General features: G+C 72.5%; 10 protein-coding genes. 4 read left to right on the forward strand and 6 right to left on the reverse strand.

Going from position 1 to position 16789, the window contains the following annotated elements:
- The first annotated feature begins 2 nt into the window (after window positions 1–2).
- Window positions 3–1205: a M15 family metallopeptidase gene (locus tag EXE58_RS07610; protein WP_135267326.1), complete on the forward strand. Its 1203-nt coding sequence runs from the start codon at window positions 3–5 to the stop codon at window positions 1203–1205.
- Window positions 1206–1213: 8 nt separating this feature from the next.
- On the opposite strand, the gene EXE58_RS19470 is transcribed toward EXE58_RS07610, so the two are convergent.
- The gene (locus EXE58_RS19470) at window positions 1214–1855 is read right to left on the reverse strand and encodes a hypothetical protein (RefSeq protein ID WP_167288742.1); all 642 of its coding nucleotides are present in this window, start codon (window positions 1853–1855) and stop codon (window positions 1214–1216) included.
- Between the two features lie 92 nt (window positions 1856–1947).
- On the opposite strand from EXE58_RS19470, the gene EXE58_RS07620 reads away from it, so the two are divergent.
- The gene (locus tag EXE58_RS07620) at window positions 1948–2928 is read left to right on the forward strand and encodes an NADPH:quinone oxidoreductase family protein (protein WP_135267327.1); all 981 of its coding nucleotides are present in this window, start codon (window positions 1948–1950) and stop codon (window positions 2926–2928) included.
- Here EXE58_RS07620 and EXE58_RS07625 read toward each other — a convergent pair.
- From EXE58_RS07625 to EXE58_RS07645, 5 genes are all read right to left on the reverse strand, one after another.
- Window positions 2925–3320: a hypothetical protein gene (locus tag EXE58_RS07625; RefSeq protein WP_135267328.1), complete on the reverse strand. Its 396-nt coding sequence runs from the start codon at window positions 3318–3320 to the stop codon at window positions 2925–2927. The two genes, EXE58_RS07620 and EXE58_RS07625, sit on opposite strands and share 4 nt — an antisense overlap.
- The gene (locus tag EXE58_RS07630) at window positions 3317–4801 is read right to left on the reverse strand and encodes a hypothetical protein (RefSeq protein WP_135267329.1); all 1485 of its coding nucleotides are present in this window, start codon (window positions 4799–4801) and stop codon (window positions 3317–3319) included. The genes EXE58_RS07625 and EXE58_RS07630 overlap by 4 nt, the downstream gene beginning before the upstream one ends.
- 59 nt (window positions 4802–4860) lie before the next feature.
- Entirely contained in the window at window positions 4861–6726 is a 1866-nt protein-coding gene (locus tag EXE58_RS07635; RefSeq protein ID WP_135267330.1) for a DUF11 domain-containing protein, read from the reverse strand.
- Between the two features lie 54 nt (window positions 6727–6780).
- Complete coding sequence (locus tag EXE58_RS07640) at window positions 6781–11781, reverse strand: nSTAND1 domain-containing NTPase (protein ID WP_135267331.1); 5001 nt, start codon at window positions 11779–11781, stop codon at window positions 6781–6783.
- Between the two features lie 117 nt (window positions 11782–11898).
- The gene (locus tag EXE58_RS07645) at window positions 11899–13308 is read right to left on the reverse strand and encodes a hypothetical protein (protein ID WP_135267332.1); all 1410 of its coding nucleotides are present in this window, start codon (window positions 13306–13308) and stop codon (window positions 11899–11901) included.
- Window positions 13309–13466: 158 nt separating this feature from the next.
- On the opposite strand from EXE58_RS07645, the gene EXE58_RS07650 reads away from it, so the two are divergent.
- Both EXE58_RS07650 and EXE58_RS07655 read left to right on the forward strand, forming a co-directional pair.
- Complete coding sequence (locus EXE58_RS07650; RefSeq protein ID WP_135267333.1) at window positions 13467–15422, forward strand: M13 family metallopeptidase; 1956 nt, start codon at window positions 13467–13469, stop codon at window positions 15420–15422.
- Window positions 15423–15627: 205 nt separating this feature from the next.
- The gene (locus EXE58_RS07655) at window positions 15628–16659 is read left to right on the forward strand and encodes a hypothetical protein (protein WP_135267334.1); all 1032 of its coding nucleotides are present in this window, start codon (window positions 15628–15630) and stop codon (window positions 16657–16659) included.
- Window positions 16660–16789: the final 130 nt, after the last annotated feature.

Here is a 16789-nt window from a genome sequence, read left to right on the forward strand (position 1 = left end):
CCATGGTCGTACGACGAGCGCCCGCGGCGTGGCTTGCCGCTGCAGCGCTCGCGCTCTCCGGCTGCACGGGGACCCAGCCCGGCACCGAGCCCGGCACCGACGGCCCGACCAGTGCCGGCAGCCCCAGCACCACCACCGCGGGCAACACCTCGCACGCGGTCGCTCCACCCGGGCCACGCGAAGGCCGACTGTGGAGCGCCGACGTCCTGGTGCAGTGGGACGAGCCGCTCAGCGACGAGGTGGTCCGCCGGATCGACCGCCTCAAGGGGGTCGCCCGCACCGAGCGGATCGGGCTGGGCCAGGTGAGCATCGAGAACCGCGTGCTCACCGTCGCCGCCGTCGATCCCGGCGACTACCGCCTGTTCAACCGCGCCGACGTCGCCGACCTCGACGAGGCGTGGGAGCGGGTGGCGGGCGGCGAGCTGGCGACGAGCCGTCGCGTGGCGCGCCGGCTCCAGGACGAGGACGGCAACATCACCCTCGGAGCGGGCGGCGAGTCGGAGGCGCCGACCATCCACGTCGGCGCCTACACGCCCCAGGTGCCCACCATCGACCTGGTCGTCAACAAGGCGTGGGCCGACGACATCGGCATGGACGACGACAACGGCCTGCTCATCTCCACCGACTCGATCACCCCGGCCCGCATCCGCAAGCCGCTCATGCGCATCGTCGGCCGGAAGGCCTCGGTGCAGATGCTCGACATCGCCTCGCGCATCGGCCTCGACCCCGGCGCCACCCTCACCGCGATCCCGGCCGGAGGCACCATCGGGAGCCTCGTCGGCACCTTCCGCTACCACTCCCTCGGAGGCGGGCGCATCGCGCCGGAGCCGCGCTGGGTCGCCTCCAACATCCGCACCGAGGTGGTCCCGATCCTGGGTGCCGTCACGTGCCACCGCGAGCTCTTCCCACAGCTGCGGGCCGCGCTGCTCGAGGTCGTCTCCTCCCACCTCGCCGACGAGATCAACCCGGGCGAGTTCGCCGGGTGCTACTACCCGCGCTTCATCGCCGGCACGACCAGCCTGTCGAATCACTCCTTCGGGCTGGCGCTCGACCTCAACGTGCCGGGCAACCTCCGCGGATCGGTTGGCGAGATGAACCGCGCCGTCGTCGCCATCTTCAAGAAGTGGGGCTTCGCGTGGGGCGGCGACTGGAAGTTCACCGACCCGATGCACTTCGAGCTGAGCTCGCTCAAGCGCCCGGGCTGAGTGCAGCTTCAGTCAGCGACGTCCGCGCACGTGACGGTGAGCCACACGGCGTTGGTGGACGACTCGGTGTTGCGCACGAAGGCGTACCACGCATTGGCGGGCTCCGCCGCCGACGGCACGTGGTGGGCTCCTGCGGCAGTGACGTGGGTGGGCGCGGACATCACGACCAGCGTCTCGATGTTGCTGATGTTCATGAAGCGAGCGCCCCCGCCGAGCGCGACCGAGCCGTCGGGGCACTCTGCCGTGAGCCCCTGCGACACACCCGGGAGCAGGTCGGCGCTGGCCACGACGTTGGTGTAGCCGCTGAGACCGGGGGCACTGGGCGCCCCGTCCTTCCCAGCTGGGCCGATGGGACCGGCCGGTCCGGCCGGACCGGCGGCGCCCGGCGCTCCGGGTGGGCCGGTGGGGCCGGCCGGACCCGCGGTGCCGGGCGGCCCCTGGAGCGACGACCGGGCAGCCGGTGACAGGTCCTTGGCGCCCAGGGAGCGGTTTGCGACGTCCTTCCCGGTGACGGTCCCGTCCTTGATCTGCTTGCCCGTGACCACCAGGGCCGCCGTCGCGGCGGAGGACAACGCGATCACCAACGCGAGCAGGGAGATCACGGTGGGCAGCGTGAGTCGGGCCCACCTGGTCGAGGAAGGAGTGTCCATGGGCAGACCCTGAGGTACGGGGTCCCCGCGACGGAAGACCGGTCCAGACCAGGCCGCGACCAGGGAGTGCGGGTCGCCGATAGCGTGCCTCCATGCGCGCCGCCCAGGTCCTCGCCCCCACCGGCCCCGCCGACGTCGTCGTACGTGACGTCCAGGAGCCCACCCCCACGGCCCACGACGTGCTCGTCGAGGTGCACAGCGTCGGGGTCTCCTTCCCCGACCTCCTGCTCAGCAAGGGGGAGTACCAGCTCAAGCCCGAGCCGCCCTTCACCCTCGGCGTGGACTTCGCCGGCGTCGTGCTCGACCCCGGGGCGGCGGAGTCGAGCGGCTTCGAGGTCGGACAGCGCGTGTGCGGCGTCAACAGCCACGGGGGCGCGGCCGAGCAGGTCGCCAACCCGGTGATCTTCACCTTCCCGCTGCCCGACTCGGTGTCGTACGACGCCGGCGCGGCACTGCCGATGAACTACCTCACCGCCCAGTTCGCGCTCAAGGAGCGGGGCGGGATCCGCGAGGGCGAGACGGTGCTGGTGAACGGCGCCGCCGGTGGTGTCGGCACCGCCACCGTCCAAGTGGCCAAGGGCTACGGTGCGCGCACGATCGCCCTGGTCTCCAGCGAGGAAAAGGCCGAGATGGCCCGCCGAGCAGGTGCCGACGACGTCGTGGTCGGCAGCGACGACGTGCGCACGGCCGTCAAGGACCTCACCGGCGGGCGCGGGGCCGACCTCATGCTCGACGTCGCAGGCGGTGACGCGTTCACCGACTACCTGCGCTGCCTGGCCGAGGGCGGACGCCTCCTGGTGGTCGGCTTCGCCTCGGGCCAGGGCATCCCCGAGGTCAAGGTCAACCGCCTGCTCCTCAACAACATCGACGTGCGCGGCGTCGGCTGGGGTGCGTGGGCGATGACCAAGCCCGGCTACATGCAACGCCAGTGGATCGAGCTGATGCCGATGATCGAGTCCGGTGTCGTCGACCCGCCCATCGGCGAGACCTACCGCCTGGAGGACTTCGGGCAGGCACTGACCGAGATGGAGGAGCGCCGCACCCTCGGCAAGTCGGTCGTCCGCGTCCGCTAGGCCGTCACTCGCACCCGTCGCGTCGGGGTGACCGAGGCGTCGCCCCCGATGTGCGGCGCCGCAGGCACCCGCACGCGGAAGACCAGCATCCCCGTCGTGCGGGGCGCCCGGTGGGTGAACCGGAAGAGCCCGCCCTCGCGGGTGAGCTTGCGCTGCAGCGGCGTCCATCCGTCCGGGGTGCGCAGCTGCAGCACGACCGGACGCGGGAGGTGGCCGCCGGCGAGGCCCGTGAGCAGGATCGCCTGCCGGGGCGAGACCTCACCCGGTGAAGCGATGAACCGTCCGCGAACCGGCGGCTCCGCCGGCTGCGCCGAGCTGCCGGGGACCGGGGCTGTCGCGAGGCTCGCCGCCACGACGAGCGCCGCGACGCCGGTCCTGTGCCGCGCGCTCATCGCGTGATCCTGAGCAGGACGGCGGAGGCGTCGTACCCCGTGGCCGAGATCTTCGCGGTGAGCCTGCGCGGACCGGCCGACGGCCGCAGGCGCACGGAGCACCTGCCGGCCGCGCTGGTGCGGCAGCTCTTCCCGGCGAGCCTCACCCGCGCCCCACCGACGGCCTCGCCCGCGTCGACGACACGGAAGGTGAGGCGTTGCGCCCTGCCGACCCCCCAGCGCCGCGGTGAGGCACTCACCGACAACGCCGGCAGCAGGCGCGCCAGCACGTGCTTCCCCGACACCGTCAGGACCACGTCGGCGAAGCCGAGCGAGGACTCGGCGGCGCTGTGCGGAAAGCCGAAGGCGTCTCCGAGCGGGCGCACGGTGGGGGTGCCGACCGCCGTGCCCGTGCGGTTGGTGCGCACTCCCGTGAGCTCGGCAGGTGCGCTGCGCCAGGTGATCCACATGCGGCCCTCCGGTGCCGCCGACAGCGTGATCGCCCGGGTGGCCCCTCCCGACCGAGGGACACGGGTGACGTGACCGGTCGAGACGTTCCACAGGGAGATGTGGTCGCAGGCGAGCTCGGTGCCTCCTGCGCAGTAGGCGGAGTAGAGGTGACCCGTGGTGCTCACCGCCAGCGCGCTGCGGTTGCTCGAGCCGACCGCGTCGGCCGAGCCCGAGCTCCCCGGTGCCGCCAGCACGGGGCCCAGGGTCGGGTGGACGCGCTGCACGAAGGTGCCGGGGCTCCCGGAGCCGGCGAGGACGTTCCAGCCGACGTAGACCTCGTCGCCGACGCGCTCGAGGTTGAGGTTGTAGCCGCCGCCTCCCGCGACCTGCTGGTGGCTGGGAGCGCCTGTGTTGTCCTGGGTGAAGGCGCCCACGTGCGCGTGCATCCCCGACCAGTGCAGCACCGCCGAGAGCGGGGAGCCGTCGGGCAGCGTCGCCAGGTCCGACTCCCCGTCGAACCTGTTCAGTCTCTCCGCCGGGACGGTCCACGCGCCGGCGCCGTCCCCGAGCGCGCTGTAGGCCCCGCCCCACGCGAACGGCGTCGGGGCATCGGGCGTGTAGCCGTTCAGGAGCACCCGCATGCCTCCCGGGGCCGGCACGATGGCGCTGGCCGTGAGGAACATCCAGGGCGCGGTGATGTCGCTGCGTCGCACCACACGACCGGCGGGGCTGACGGCGACGTGAGCGGCCTGCACGTGGCCCGGGCTCGTCTGTCGGGTGTACGACACGTGCAGCACGCCGTCGGGAGTGCGCAGCAGTCCCGGACGGTCGGTGATCGGGACGCTGCCGGTCGTGAGGGTGGGCGGGATGCCCGAGACGAGGCCTCGCAGGGACGTCGTGGTCGAGCTGTCCCCTGCGCCGGAGGGCGGCCGGGCGTCCGTGGCCTGGGCGCCGGGGAGCGCCGACGCCGGGACGGAGAGCGCGAGGGTCGCCGTCATGGTGGTGATCGCGGTGGTGCGGGTGCGGGCTCGTCGGCCGGTGCTGGTCGTCATGCCCCGACCCTGCGGACACGCGGTCGCGGTGCGGTCGCGGTCCGGTCGTGCCCCGCTTCTCATCGCCGCACCCGGATCTTTCGGGAGGTGGCGACCCCGCTGGCGTGTCCCGTCCTGACCGCGGTGACCTGTACGGCGATCTTCCTCCCGACGTCCTTGCGCGTCAGGCGGTAGGTACGCCGGGTGGCCTTCTTGATGGCCTTGCCGTTGCGCAGCCAGCGGTACTCGTAGGTCGTGGGCTTCGGGCTCCAGGTGCCGGTCGTGGCCCTCAGCCGGCCCCGGACCCCGGTCGTGCCCTTGATGACGGGGCGCTTCACCAGGGTCACCCTCGTCACGCCGGAGGTCGCGGGTGGCGAGGTCGTCACGGCGGCCGCACTCGTGGTGATGGTCGCCGAGCTGCTCTGGTCGGCGAGGTGGGCGTCGTACGTCGTGCTGGAGCCGGTGGCGACCAGGCTTCCCGTCGCCGGGGTGGCCGAGCTGAGCGTCACGTCGATGGCAGCCTGCTCACCGGAGCCCAGGGTCCCGAGGTGGCAGGCCCACTCCGAGCCTGCGCCCGTGCACGAGCCGCGCGAGGAGGACAGCTGGGGCGACATACCCGGCGGCACGGCGACGAGCACCTGGGCGTGGGCGGCCTCGTCAGGGCCGTCATTGCGGTAGGTGATCCTCGCGGTCTGGGTCAGCCCCGCAGCAGGGGTGTGCACCATGCTGGTCCTGACCCGGGCGAGCCTTCCGATGAACTTGCGGAGGAAGGTGCTGGTGTGGACCTGGCCGTCGCGGCGCTCCGACCCGCCCTGCACTATGCCGCCGTCGGCGGTGAGCGCGACCGCGTGTCCCGACTGGTTCTGGGCGTCGGGAGCAGAGCGGAAGGCTGGGTCGACGGTCCCGTCCGGGTGCAGCCGGACGAGGCCGCGGGTCGTGGACACCACGACCTTCCCGTCCGGCTGGACCACCCCGGCACGGGGTGCTGCCGCGCGCTCCATGGTCACGACGCCCCCGGCACCCCACGACGGGTCGAGCACTACGTCCCCGGCCTGGGTCACCTCCAGCCTCGCGAGGTAGGAGGCCGTGTCCGAGTAACCCGCGACGAGGGCGGTGCTCGGCTGTCGACCCGGGATCAGCGCCAGGAGCCCACCGCTGGGCAGCGGGAGTGGAGCCGGAGCGCCGTCGAGGTGCTGCTGGGGCGAGAGCCGCCAGCTTCGGGGAGGCGCAGGCTCCGACCCCACCTTCGACGTGCCGACCAGGTGGTAGGCACCCCCCGGGCCGGCCAGCGCTCCGAGCGTCCGGTTGTCGGCGGCACAGTCGTGCGCGCAGTACTCGCGTCCGCCGGCACGGTAGAGCGGGTCCTCGGTGCCGTCAGGCGTCAGCCGAGCGGCGAAGACGTCCACGTCGGAGTCGAGGTACCGACTCTCCCCCGTCACGACGAGGTGTCCGTCGGGCTCGCGGAACAGCGCCTCGGCGTACGGCGTCGAGTAGCTGCTGCTGGCGGCGAGGCGAGCGACGCCGTCGCCACTGAACGTGCTGTCCGAGCGCCCGTCGGCGGTGTACTGCCGCACGTCCCCAGCGGCGACCACCACCCGGTCGTCGGGGAGCACCAGGAGGTGGCCGACGTAGCCCGGCATGTCGGGTCCCTGCCCGTCGCTGCCCCACGAGTGGTCCGGCGTCCCGTCGGCATGGAGGCGGTGCAGGACGGTGCCGGACGCGGTCTCCTCGGCGATCACGAGCTTGCCCGTGGACTGGACCCCGATCGCCGAGAACAGCACGGGTGGCGGCGCGCCGGCGCCGCCGGCGTGCGTGGTCGCGGCGAAGCCCGGGACGGGGTCGCCGAGCGTGAGCTGGTCGGTGTCCTGGGCCAGGGCGCTGGGGACGACGATCGCGGATGCCACCAGGACTGCGGCCGTGGTGACGGGTGCACTGAAGGGTCTCATGGGGCAAGGCTGGGGCGGCCCGGTCGAGCCTTGGTCGCGCTACGGTCGCGGTCCCTACGAGCAGGTCTCGCGCCACTCCAGGCCCGGATGGATCACGGCCCACTCGTCACGCGTCAGCTGTCGGTTGGCGAGGCGGCAGGCCCGGGCCACCCAGTCCCCGGGGTCGAGGCTGATCGTGCGGACGACGCCCCTGCGGTCCTGCTCGACCTGCTCGAACCACGCCGTGAGCGACCCTGAGTCCTCGGCGAACCGGAGCACCCCCCACGACCCGTCCTCCATGACGGCGTTCCCCACCGGGGACCAGGTCTCGGCGTCCCAGAGCACGACGTCTCCGTCGGTTCCCATCGTCGCCAGCCAGCGTCCGTCGGGGCTCATCTCTGTCTGCAGGACCCACCCGTCGATCTCCAGTCGTGCGGGAGCCACCGGCTCGAACGTGTGGGCGTCGAGGAAGTGGACGGACCCCTCGAACGTGCCGATCGCAAGCGTGTCACCGTCCTCCGTCCACGCAGCGCTGGTGAGGGAGTAGTCCGGTTCGTCGGCGGTGCCGGTCCCGTCCCGGGGCTCGTCGGTGATCTCGCCACGTCGCAGCTCGCGGCCGGTGCGCGCGTCGACCACGACGACGGTGCTGTTGCGCATCAACGCGGCCTCGTCACCGCGCGGGGAGACGCGGACCTGGCCGTCGGGCTCGGTGTCCCCCAGGAGCGGGTCTGCGTCGATCGGCTCCCCGACGATGCTGCGGGTCTCGAGGTCGACGACGGCCCAACCTAGCGAGCCGTTGACCACGGCGTGGGACCCGTCCGGGGTGGTGTCGATCCACCGGGGGTACCACGGCAGCTCGAGGGTCTGCTCGAGCCTGCCGTCCTCGGCCGACCACCACGCCAGCCTGCCCCGGTCGTGGTGGATGCCGGAGAAGTCGGGCTTCCACTCGTGGATCGCGCCGAGGACGGTCCTGTCGTCCGGGGCCATCGTGACGGAGCCGATCTGGCAGGAGCAGCCGTCCACCTGCTCGAGCTCCTGGACCGAGTCGCGTCCGCTCGCCAGGTCGGCCACGGCGGCTCCGTTGAGCTCGACGCTGTTGTAACGGATGTAGGCGGTAAGCCGGCCGCGGACCGGGCCTGCGACGTGCGGCTCGACACGCACGGGCTCCTCGCTGAAGACCCCCTGGGGACGACCGAGGTCCCACGCGGTGCCCAGTCCCTCCCGGCCCGCGACCCACAGGAGGTCGCCCCCCGCGGCGAAGGTCGCGTCGATGGTGGCGCCGCTGTGGACACCGTCGAGCGTGGTGAGGAGCTGGCCTCGAGCGGCGTCCCGGACCTGCACCTCCTCGTCGAGAAGGACAGCGAAGCGCTCGCCGTCGGAGCTGAAGGCCACGCGTTGCACGAAGGAGGGCACGAGCAGCTCCTCGCCGACCGGACGGAAGTCCAGGTCGCGGAGCTGCAGGAAGAACTGGCTCGGTGTCTCCCTCACCGTGACGAGCCTGGCGCCCGCAGGCGCGACCGCGACCGGCAGGTGGGGGAGCCGGCGCGACGGTCGACCGAGCGACGGATCCACGAGCATGCCGCGACCGGGCTCGACCGACACGCTCACCCGGCCGTCGGGCCACGGACGCAGGAAATCGCCGAACGCGCCCAGGTGCTCGCTGTCGCGCACCGCGCCTCTCGCGTCGAGCACCAGCAGCTTGTCGGCCGCGGTGGTCACGAGGCGACCGCCCGGCAGCCACGCCGCCTCGAACCCGACCAGGCGCGGCTCCGCGGCCGGCGGACCGGCCAGGCTCCCCCAGGGCACGTCCCGCGAGTCCAGCCGCCAGCGCTCCTCGCCGGTCGCCGGGTCGAGGAGCGCGAGCATGTTGTGCGACACCGTCCCCACCGGGACCGCGATGCCTGCGCCACCGACCGCCATGTCACCCGGCTGCCCGGTCTCCCCGTCGATCTCGAACGACCTGCGCCACAGCTCCTCCCCCGACCGGGCGTCCAAGGCCCAAAGCTGCCCCTGGTCGGCCAGGAACACCGTGCGCCCGTCGATCGAGGTGGCGGCGTTGAGGAAGCGCGCCTTCTCGGTACGGACCATGCCCACGAGATGGGGGCTGCGCCCCAGCAGGCTCAGCAGCGCCCCGTAGGTCTCGGGGCTCTGCTCCAAGCGGACCGCCTCGACGGCCTCCAGGAGAGCGGTGTCGAGGAAGTCCTCGTTGAGCGCCTGGGCCGCGAGCCGCTTCGCGTCCGCCGCCCGCGCCGAGGCCTCGGCCCGATCGGTGGCGTCGGCCGCCTTCTGCCGGGCGATGAGGGCCACCGCACCCGCGACGAGGGCCAGGACCAGGAGGGCCGCCAGGCCGGCGAGAAGGGTGCGCAGGCGGCGGTTCTGTCGTACGGCGCTCTCGGCTCGCTCCTCCGCCTTGCGGGTCTCCGCCTCGACCGCCCGGGTGCCGGCGTCGAGGAAGTCGTGCTCGAGAGCGGTGAGGCTTGCCTCGTCGCCGATCTCGACCGCCGAGTCCAACCGAACCCCGCGCCAGAGGTCAGCGGGGTCACGACCGTCGGCGTCCCACTCACGCGCCGCTTCGGCGAGCCGGTGCCGCACGCCACGCGCGTCGGCGTCCTCACGGATCCACCCTGCGAGGCGCGGCCACTCGCGGAAGAGCGACTCGTGGGCCACCTCGACGTGGCCGTCGCTGCGGCTGAGCAGACGGGCGTCGGTGAAGTGCTGGACGACCTCGATGCTTGCCGGGTCGGGGAGCGCAGCGACCTCGGCGTCGGGCACGCGCCGTCGTACGACGCCCGTGCCCTCACCGGGGCCGGTGAGCCGGAGCAGCAGGCTGCGCGCGGTCGTCTGCCGGTCGGGAGGCAGCGCGAGGTAGGCCTGCTCGGCGAGATGGACGATGGCGCCGGCGAGCCCGCCCATCCCGACGTAGGCCGAGAGCGTGAGACGACGCTCCTCGCGCGCTTCCCACAGCTGGGTGAGCGCCACCGACAGGAGCGGGAGCAGACCCGGCTCGTCCCCCGCGTCGGAGACGATCGCATCGGCCAACCCCAGCTCGAGCTCGAGGCCGGCGGCTGCTGCCGGCAGGTGGATCGTGCGCTCGACCTCGGCCTCGGTGGGCGAGCCGACCAGGACGGTGTCGTCGGCCAGCGCACGGGCCAGCCGTGGGTGCTCCGCCAGCTGCGCGACGTAGTCGGCGCGGATCGCCACCACGACGGTGATCTCCGCCTGTGGGTTGTGGACCAGGTCTGCGAGCAGGTCGAGGAAACGTGCACGCTCGTCCTCGTCGTCGCACGACGTCCATGCCTCCTCGAGCTGGTCGACGACGAGGACCGACCTCGACGACATCGGATGGTCGTCGAGAAGACGCGCCAGGACGTCGCCGGCGTCAGGGGTGCGGCCCGCCATCCCGAGGGCGGAGCGGGCGAGCTCACGGACCGGGTGGTCTCCCGGGCGCATCACCATGGTGGGCCACGACTCGCTGCCGGGCAGCCGGCCCGCGGCGAGGCCGGCCAGCAGGCCCGCGCGCAGCAACGACGACTTGCCACTGCCGCTGGCGCCCACGACGGCCAGGAGCCGACCCGCGGCAACCCGGGCCAGGAGCTCGGCGACCAGCCGTTCGCGTCCGACGAACCAGGGTGCGTCGGAGACGTCGTACGACGCGAGACCGCGCCAGGGGCATGCGTCCGTCACGGCAGACGGGGTCGTCGCGGCCGTGCCGAGCGTCACGACCCCTTCCACGATCTCCGCGCGGGCGGCGTCGAGCTGGGAGGCCGCCTCGTCCAGGCGGCCGGCCCCCGCCGCCACCCGTGCCCGGGCGGTGTCGCGCACCCAGCTCAGGGCGGCGTCGTGCACCGGCCCCGGCCACGCCGGCCCGGCGGCGAGGACGAACGCCGTCGCGCTGTCGACGTCGGCGGACGCAGCGTAGGCCGAGACGATCTCCCGCACAGCGCCTGCGTCGAGGGGCTCGAGGTCGAGCCCGAGTCCGCCGGGCGGCACGGTCGCGTCGGGCCGGGCCAGCTGCAGCACCATCGAGCCCGGCTCGGCCGGCCGCACCGGGTGGTCGGACACGAGCAGGCCACCCGTCGGGGCGACGCCCTCGGTGCCGGCGGCGAAGGCGACGGGTCGGGCGGCGCGCGTGACGACCGAGGCGAGCTCCTGGGCGAGCCTGGTGGCCCCCGCACCCACAGGGCCGCGCACCACGACGGTGACCGCCTCACCCGCGCTCGCGCGCTGCCACGCCGACGTCAGAAGCCCCAGCTCCTCGTCCCGGCCGACCATCGGACGGCGGGGCGGGACGAGTGAGGCTGGGACCGACGGCCGCGACCGCAGCAGCGTGACGTCCTGGTGGAGGACGCGGGCGTGCATGGCCCGCAATTCCTCGCCGGGCTCGACCCCGAGCTGCTCGTCGAGCACGTGCCGGGCCCTGTCGTACGCCGCCAGCGCATCGCCCTGCCGATCCGCGCGGTAGAGCGCGAGCATGAGGACGGCCCAGAGTCGTTCTCGGTAGGGGTGCTCGTCCACGAGCTGCTCGAGCTGGGCGACTGCGGCAGCCTCGTGGCCGACCTCGAGCTCGGCCCGCCACCGGTCCTCCAGCGCTGCGAGCCGCAGCTCCTCCAGCCTGCGCGCCTCCGCCGCGCCGAAGCGGGTGTGCTCGAGCCCGGCATAGGCGGGTCCACGCCAGAGGTCGAGCGCCTCGCGCAAGGTGGCGACGCAGCTCGAGTGCCGGCCCTGCTCGAGCGCGTCGTGCCCGAGCCCGGCGAGACGTTCGAAGCGGTGCGCGTCGACGCTGTCCGCAGGCACCGCGAGGCGGTAGCCGCCGGGGTCGGTCACAAGCACCGAGGCGGAGGGGCCCCGGTCCGGGTCGATCGCCTGGCGCACCCGCAGGACGAAGGTCTGGACGGACTTCGCGGCGGACCGTGGGGGCTCCTCCCCCCAGAGTGCGTCCACCAGGTCCGGCACGGGCACTGTGCGACCCACGTGCGCGACCAGGTGGGAGAGCAGGGTCCGCTCCTTGACGCCCCTGATCTCCACGGCAGCGTCGTCACCCGTGACCAGCAACGGCCCGAGCACACCGAACTCCATGCGGGGAGGGTAGGTCCAGGCGCTCACGACGACACCGTTCTCCTCATGCCCTGAGCATGTGCCGTTCCGGTCGCGGCCCGGTCGCGGCCCGGTCGCGTTCGCCCGCCGGGGCCAGGCCTACCTCTTGACCTTGAGCTTGAGCTTGACCGGCACGTAGCCGTCCCTGGTCACCTTGACCGTGATCTTCCGCGGGCGGGGGTAGGCACGGAACTTGATCTTGCACTTGCCGGCGCCGTTCGTGGTGCACCGCTTGCCGGCGGCGCGCACCTTGGCACCGGAGACGCCGCCATCGACGTCGGTGACCTTGAAGACCACCTTCTGAGCCCGGCCAGCACGCCAGCGACCGGGCGAGGCCTTGACGCTCATCTGTGCCTCGACCGACTGCGCATGCATGCGCACCGGGTCGCCCGACTCGGCGCCGGGCACGACCAGCTCGGCGCGCAACGCGTCGACGCTGCTGACCACGACGCCGAAGGTGCTGTAGAGGTCGTCGAGCTCGGTGGGGCGCCGGTCGACGTCCCAGCCGCTCGCCGCGACCCGGGAGGCGCGCGGGGTGTAGCCGATGGGGCCCTGCGCCGCGACCCACAGGTGCCCGTCGGGCAGTGCGGCCAGCGAGGCGTTGCTGGCGCCGTCCATGCCCCGCACCGGGTGGGTGCTGTTGGAGGAGATGTCCCAGAGCACGACCTTGCCGGCGACCACCAGGGCCGCGACCGGGCCCACGCCGGGACGGTCGACGACCGAGATCGGCTGGTGGGGGATCGTGTGGGTGCCCGGCGCCTGGACGGGTGCGCCCAGGGTGGGCCACACCTGGCGGGCGAAGACCGCGTTGAGCCGGCTGCTCTGGTAGACGACGTGGACGACCCCTCCCGAGCTCACCAGGGAGGCACCCATGGCGTCGTGGTCGGTGAACTCCGCGACGACCGCCGAGGACAGGGCTGCTTCGGGCGTGGACCCGATGCTCCAGTGGAAGCCTCCGGTGTCGCCGAAGCCAGTGATCGGAGCGCCGGTGGCGGTGTAGGCCATGGTGACGCCACCGATGGTGTGGGTCTTCACGAGGACCTCCCTGGGCACCGCCCAGGTGAGGCCGCCGTCGCCCGAGACTGCGGTGTAGACGCCCTTGTAGGAGAAGAAGTCGGCGGTGCTGCCGTCGATGGAGCCGCGGAAGGCCAGGCGCAGGCTGCCGTCGGGGTTCACGCCGAGGTCCACTGGCGTGCCCAGCTGGGACCAGTTCGTCGGGAGCACCTTGCTCACCGGACCCTGCGCCCCGCTCGGCGAGATCGTGGTGTGCTCGTAGTTGTGGGTGCGGTCGGGGTTGTCGACCATCCACACCACGTGCTGGGTGCCGTCCGCCGCGCGGGCGACCGTCGCATCGGCGAAGTTGACGGACAGGCTCGGCGTCAGCGGCGCCCAGGAGCCGGTGGACACCCGCCCCTCGAGCTGCCCGGCGCTTGCCGTCGGCGTGACGGCCGTCGGCAGCAGCATGGTCGTCGAAGCCGCGAGCACGGCAGTGAGTCGGCGCAGGTGCATGGCGTGGGTCCCCCAGAGATCGTCGGTGCCACACGCCGGCGACGGATGGCGACAGCCAAGAGTGGCACTGCGCGAGGACCCCGTCACGAGTGGTCTGGACCGGTCGGTGACCGACGGGGCGATCAAATCTGTGGGCCTTCGGGGTTAGTGTCGTGGCCGTGAGCATCCTCGACGCGGCCCGCGAGGGCATGAACCCCGACATCCGCCCCCAGGACGACCTGTTCGGCCACGTCAACGGACGCTGGCTCGACGAGGCGGAGATCCCGGCCGACAAGTCCGCGTGGGGCGCGTTCATCGCGCTCGCCGACGACGCCGAGCAGCAGGTCCGCGAGATCATCACCACCCTCGCGGAGAAGTCCGCTGACGAGCTCGACGGCGACGAGTCGGGTGACGAGCGCAAGATCGGCGACCTCTACGCCTCGTTCATGGACACCGAGCGCATCAACGCCCTCGGCATCAGCCCGCTTCAGGGGATGCTTGACGAGGTCGCCGCCCTCGAGGACCTGGGGGGCCTGGCCACGTTCCTCGGTCGGTTCGAGCGTTCCGGCGGAGGCGGGTTCTTCGGTTCCTACGTCACCCCGGACCGCGGTGACGCCTCACGCAACATCGTCTACCTCATGCAGGGCGGCCTGGGCCTGCCCGACGAGTCCTACTACCGCGAGGAGAAGTTCGCCGAGATCCGCGGCAAGTACCTCGCCTACCTCACCCACCTCCTCACCCTCGCGGACCACCCGTCCCCCTCGACCGCCGCCGACACCGTCATGGCCTTCGAGACCCGGCTCGCCAAGGGTCACTGGGAGGCGGCCGACACCCGCGACGTCCAGCGGACGACCAACCACCTGACGCTCGAGGAGCTGCAGGCGAGCTGTCCCGCCTTCGACTTCACCGCCTACGCCGACGCGCTCGGCGGGTCCGCCGAGACCCTCGCTCGCACGGTCGTGATGCAGCCCGACTTCTTCGAGCACCTCTCCAGCGTGCTGGCGGAGACGTCGGTCGAGGACCTCCGTGACGTCCTCCAGGCCAAGATCGTCCGCAGCTTCGCCTCCTACCTCTCCGACGAGTTCGTCGAGGCCAACTTCGACTTCTACGGCCGCACCCTCAACGGCACCCCCGAGCTGCGTGAGCGCTGGAAGCGCGGGGTCGCCTTCGTCGAGGGTGCGATCGGCGAGGCGGTCGGCAAGGTCTACGTCTCCCAGCACTTCCCGCCGGCGTCCAAGCAGATGATGGACGAGCTCGTCGACAACCTCGTCAAGGCCTACCGCGTCTCGATCGAGGCGCTCGACTGGATGGGCGAGGACACCAAGCAGAAGGCCTACGACAAGCTCGAGAAGTTCTACCCCAAGATCGGCTACCCCACCGAGTTCCGCGACTACTCCGCACTCGCGGTGAGCGCCGACGACCTCCTCGGCAACGCCCTGGCCTCGGCCGCCTTCGAGACCGACCGCGAGCTCGCCAAGGTGGGCCAGCCCGTCGACCGCGACGAGTGGCTGATGCTCCCCCAGACGGTCAACGCCTACTACCACCCCGGCACCAACGAGATCTGCTTCCCCGCCGCGATCCTGCAGCCGCCCTTCTTCAGCCCCGAGGCAGAGTCCGCGGAGAACTACGGCGGCATCGGCGCAGTCATCGGCCACGAGATCGGCCACGGCTTCGACGACCAGGGCGCCCAGTACGACGGCGACGGCAACCTCCACGACTGGTGGACGGCCGACGACAAGGCCGCCTTCGAGGCCAAGTCCAAGAAGCTCATCGAGCAGTACGACGCCTTCGAGCCGCGCAACCTGCCCGGCGAGCACGTCAACGGTGCCCTCACCGTCGGCGAGAACATCGGCGACCTCGGCGGGCTGACCATCGCCCACAAGGCCTTCGTCATCAGCGAGGGCGGCGAGGCCTCCGACGACGACCGACGCACTCTCTTCCTCAACTGGGCGCACGTCTGGCGCACCAAGCGCCGCAAGGAGCAGGAGCTCCAGTACCTGACGGTCGACCCGCACAGCCCGGCCGAGTTCCGCGCCAACATCGTGCGCAACCTCGACGAGTTCCACGAGGTCTTCGAGACCCAGCCCGACGACGGGCTCTGGCTCGACACCGAGGACCGCGTCCGGATCTGGTGAGGCCGGCGCCGGGTCGGTCGTCGTACTCCCCTCAGCTGCTGCCTTCGCATCCGTGTCGGGTTACCGAACAGTCGCGGGGCGGATGAGGCCTCCGAGCCCCCCGACTGTTCGGTAAGGCGGTCGGACCAGCTCCTGCGACGCCGCGGCCGGGGGGTCCTGTGGAGGACGAGAGCAGCAGACGCCCTGACTCCGCGACGCTGGGTCGGTGCCTCGCCATCGTTGGGACCCGATCGCGCCGCGCGTGCGGGTGGTCCACCCTCGACGCGTCGGCGAGGGGCTGACTCCAGACCAGGCTCGTGGCGGCCGATGGGTGAGGACGGCCTGTGGCCTCTACGTCCCCGTCGGCACTGATCGTGGCCCTGCCCAGCAGCGCATCGTCGAGGAGTCCGCGCGGCTGCCTCCCCACGCCGCCGTCACCGGATGGGCGTCCTGCCTCCTCCACGGAGCCGCCTGGTTCGACGGCCTCGGCACCGACGGCGTCTCGAGGCTGCCCGTGGGCGTTGCCGTAGGCCCTCGCGGGGGCGTACGACGACACGCCGGGATCGCCGTGTCCTTCGAGCGGCTGCCCGAGTGGGAGGTGTGGACGCGGTACGGCGTGAGGGTCACGCGTCCCGAGCGAGCCGTGTTCGACGAGATGCGTCGTCACGGCGAGCGCGAGGCCTTGGTGGTGCTGGAGTCCGCGCTCGCCGGGCGGATCACCTCCCTCGAGCGGCTCACCGCCTACGCGAGCACGCATCGCTCTGCCAGGCGGTCGGCGGTGGTGATGTGGGCCCTGCCGAGGGCTCGGGGGCGTGCCCGGTCGCCCATGGAGGTCCGCGTGCGCACCGTCGCCGAGGAGGACGCCGGTTGGTCACGGTTGATGGTCAACCGCGTGGTCATCGACGGGCAGGGCCGGCGCATCGGCGAGGTCGACCTCGTCGAGGCCGGCATGGAGGCCGCCATCGAGGTGGACGGTGCGGACCACCGGGACGGGCGACGCCAGGCACGGGACATCACCAAGGAGGAAGCCCTGCGTCAGGCCGGGTTCGAGGTGACCCGGGCGACGGGTCACCAGGCGTTGGACCCGTTGGCTCTCGCGGCCCGCCTCGTCGCCGTACGACGTCGGGCGCAGTCGCGTAGGCCAGGACCTCGGCGTTGGCGGCTGGCGCCGGAGACCTTCGACCTCGACGCGTGGCTGTGCGCGCGAGAGGCCACCGCGATGCTCTGGGAGCACCCGCCTGAGCAGCTCTCTGGTTGATTCCAGGAAGTCCTTCGGCACTTACCGAACAGTCGCAGGGTCGAACCAGGCCTGAGACCCCCGGACTGTTCGGTAACTCTCGGCGTGCCCGGGCGGGGCGGCCTCGTGCCGCCGAGCACCGGGACCTTCG

Source organism: Nocardioides seonyuensis (genome assembly GCF_004683965.1).
GTDB classification, from domain to species: Bacteria; Actinomycetota; Actinomycetes; order Propionibacteriales; family Nocardioidaceae; genus Nocardioides; species Nocardioides seonyuensis.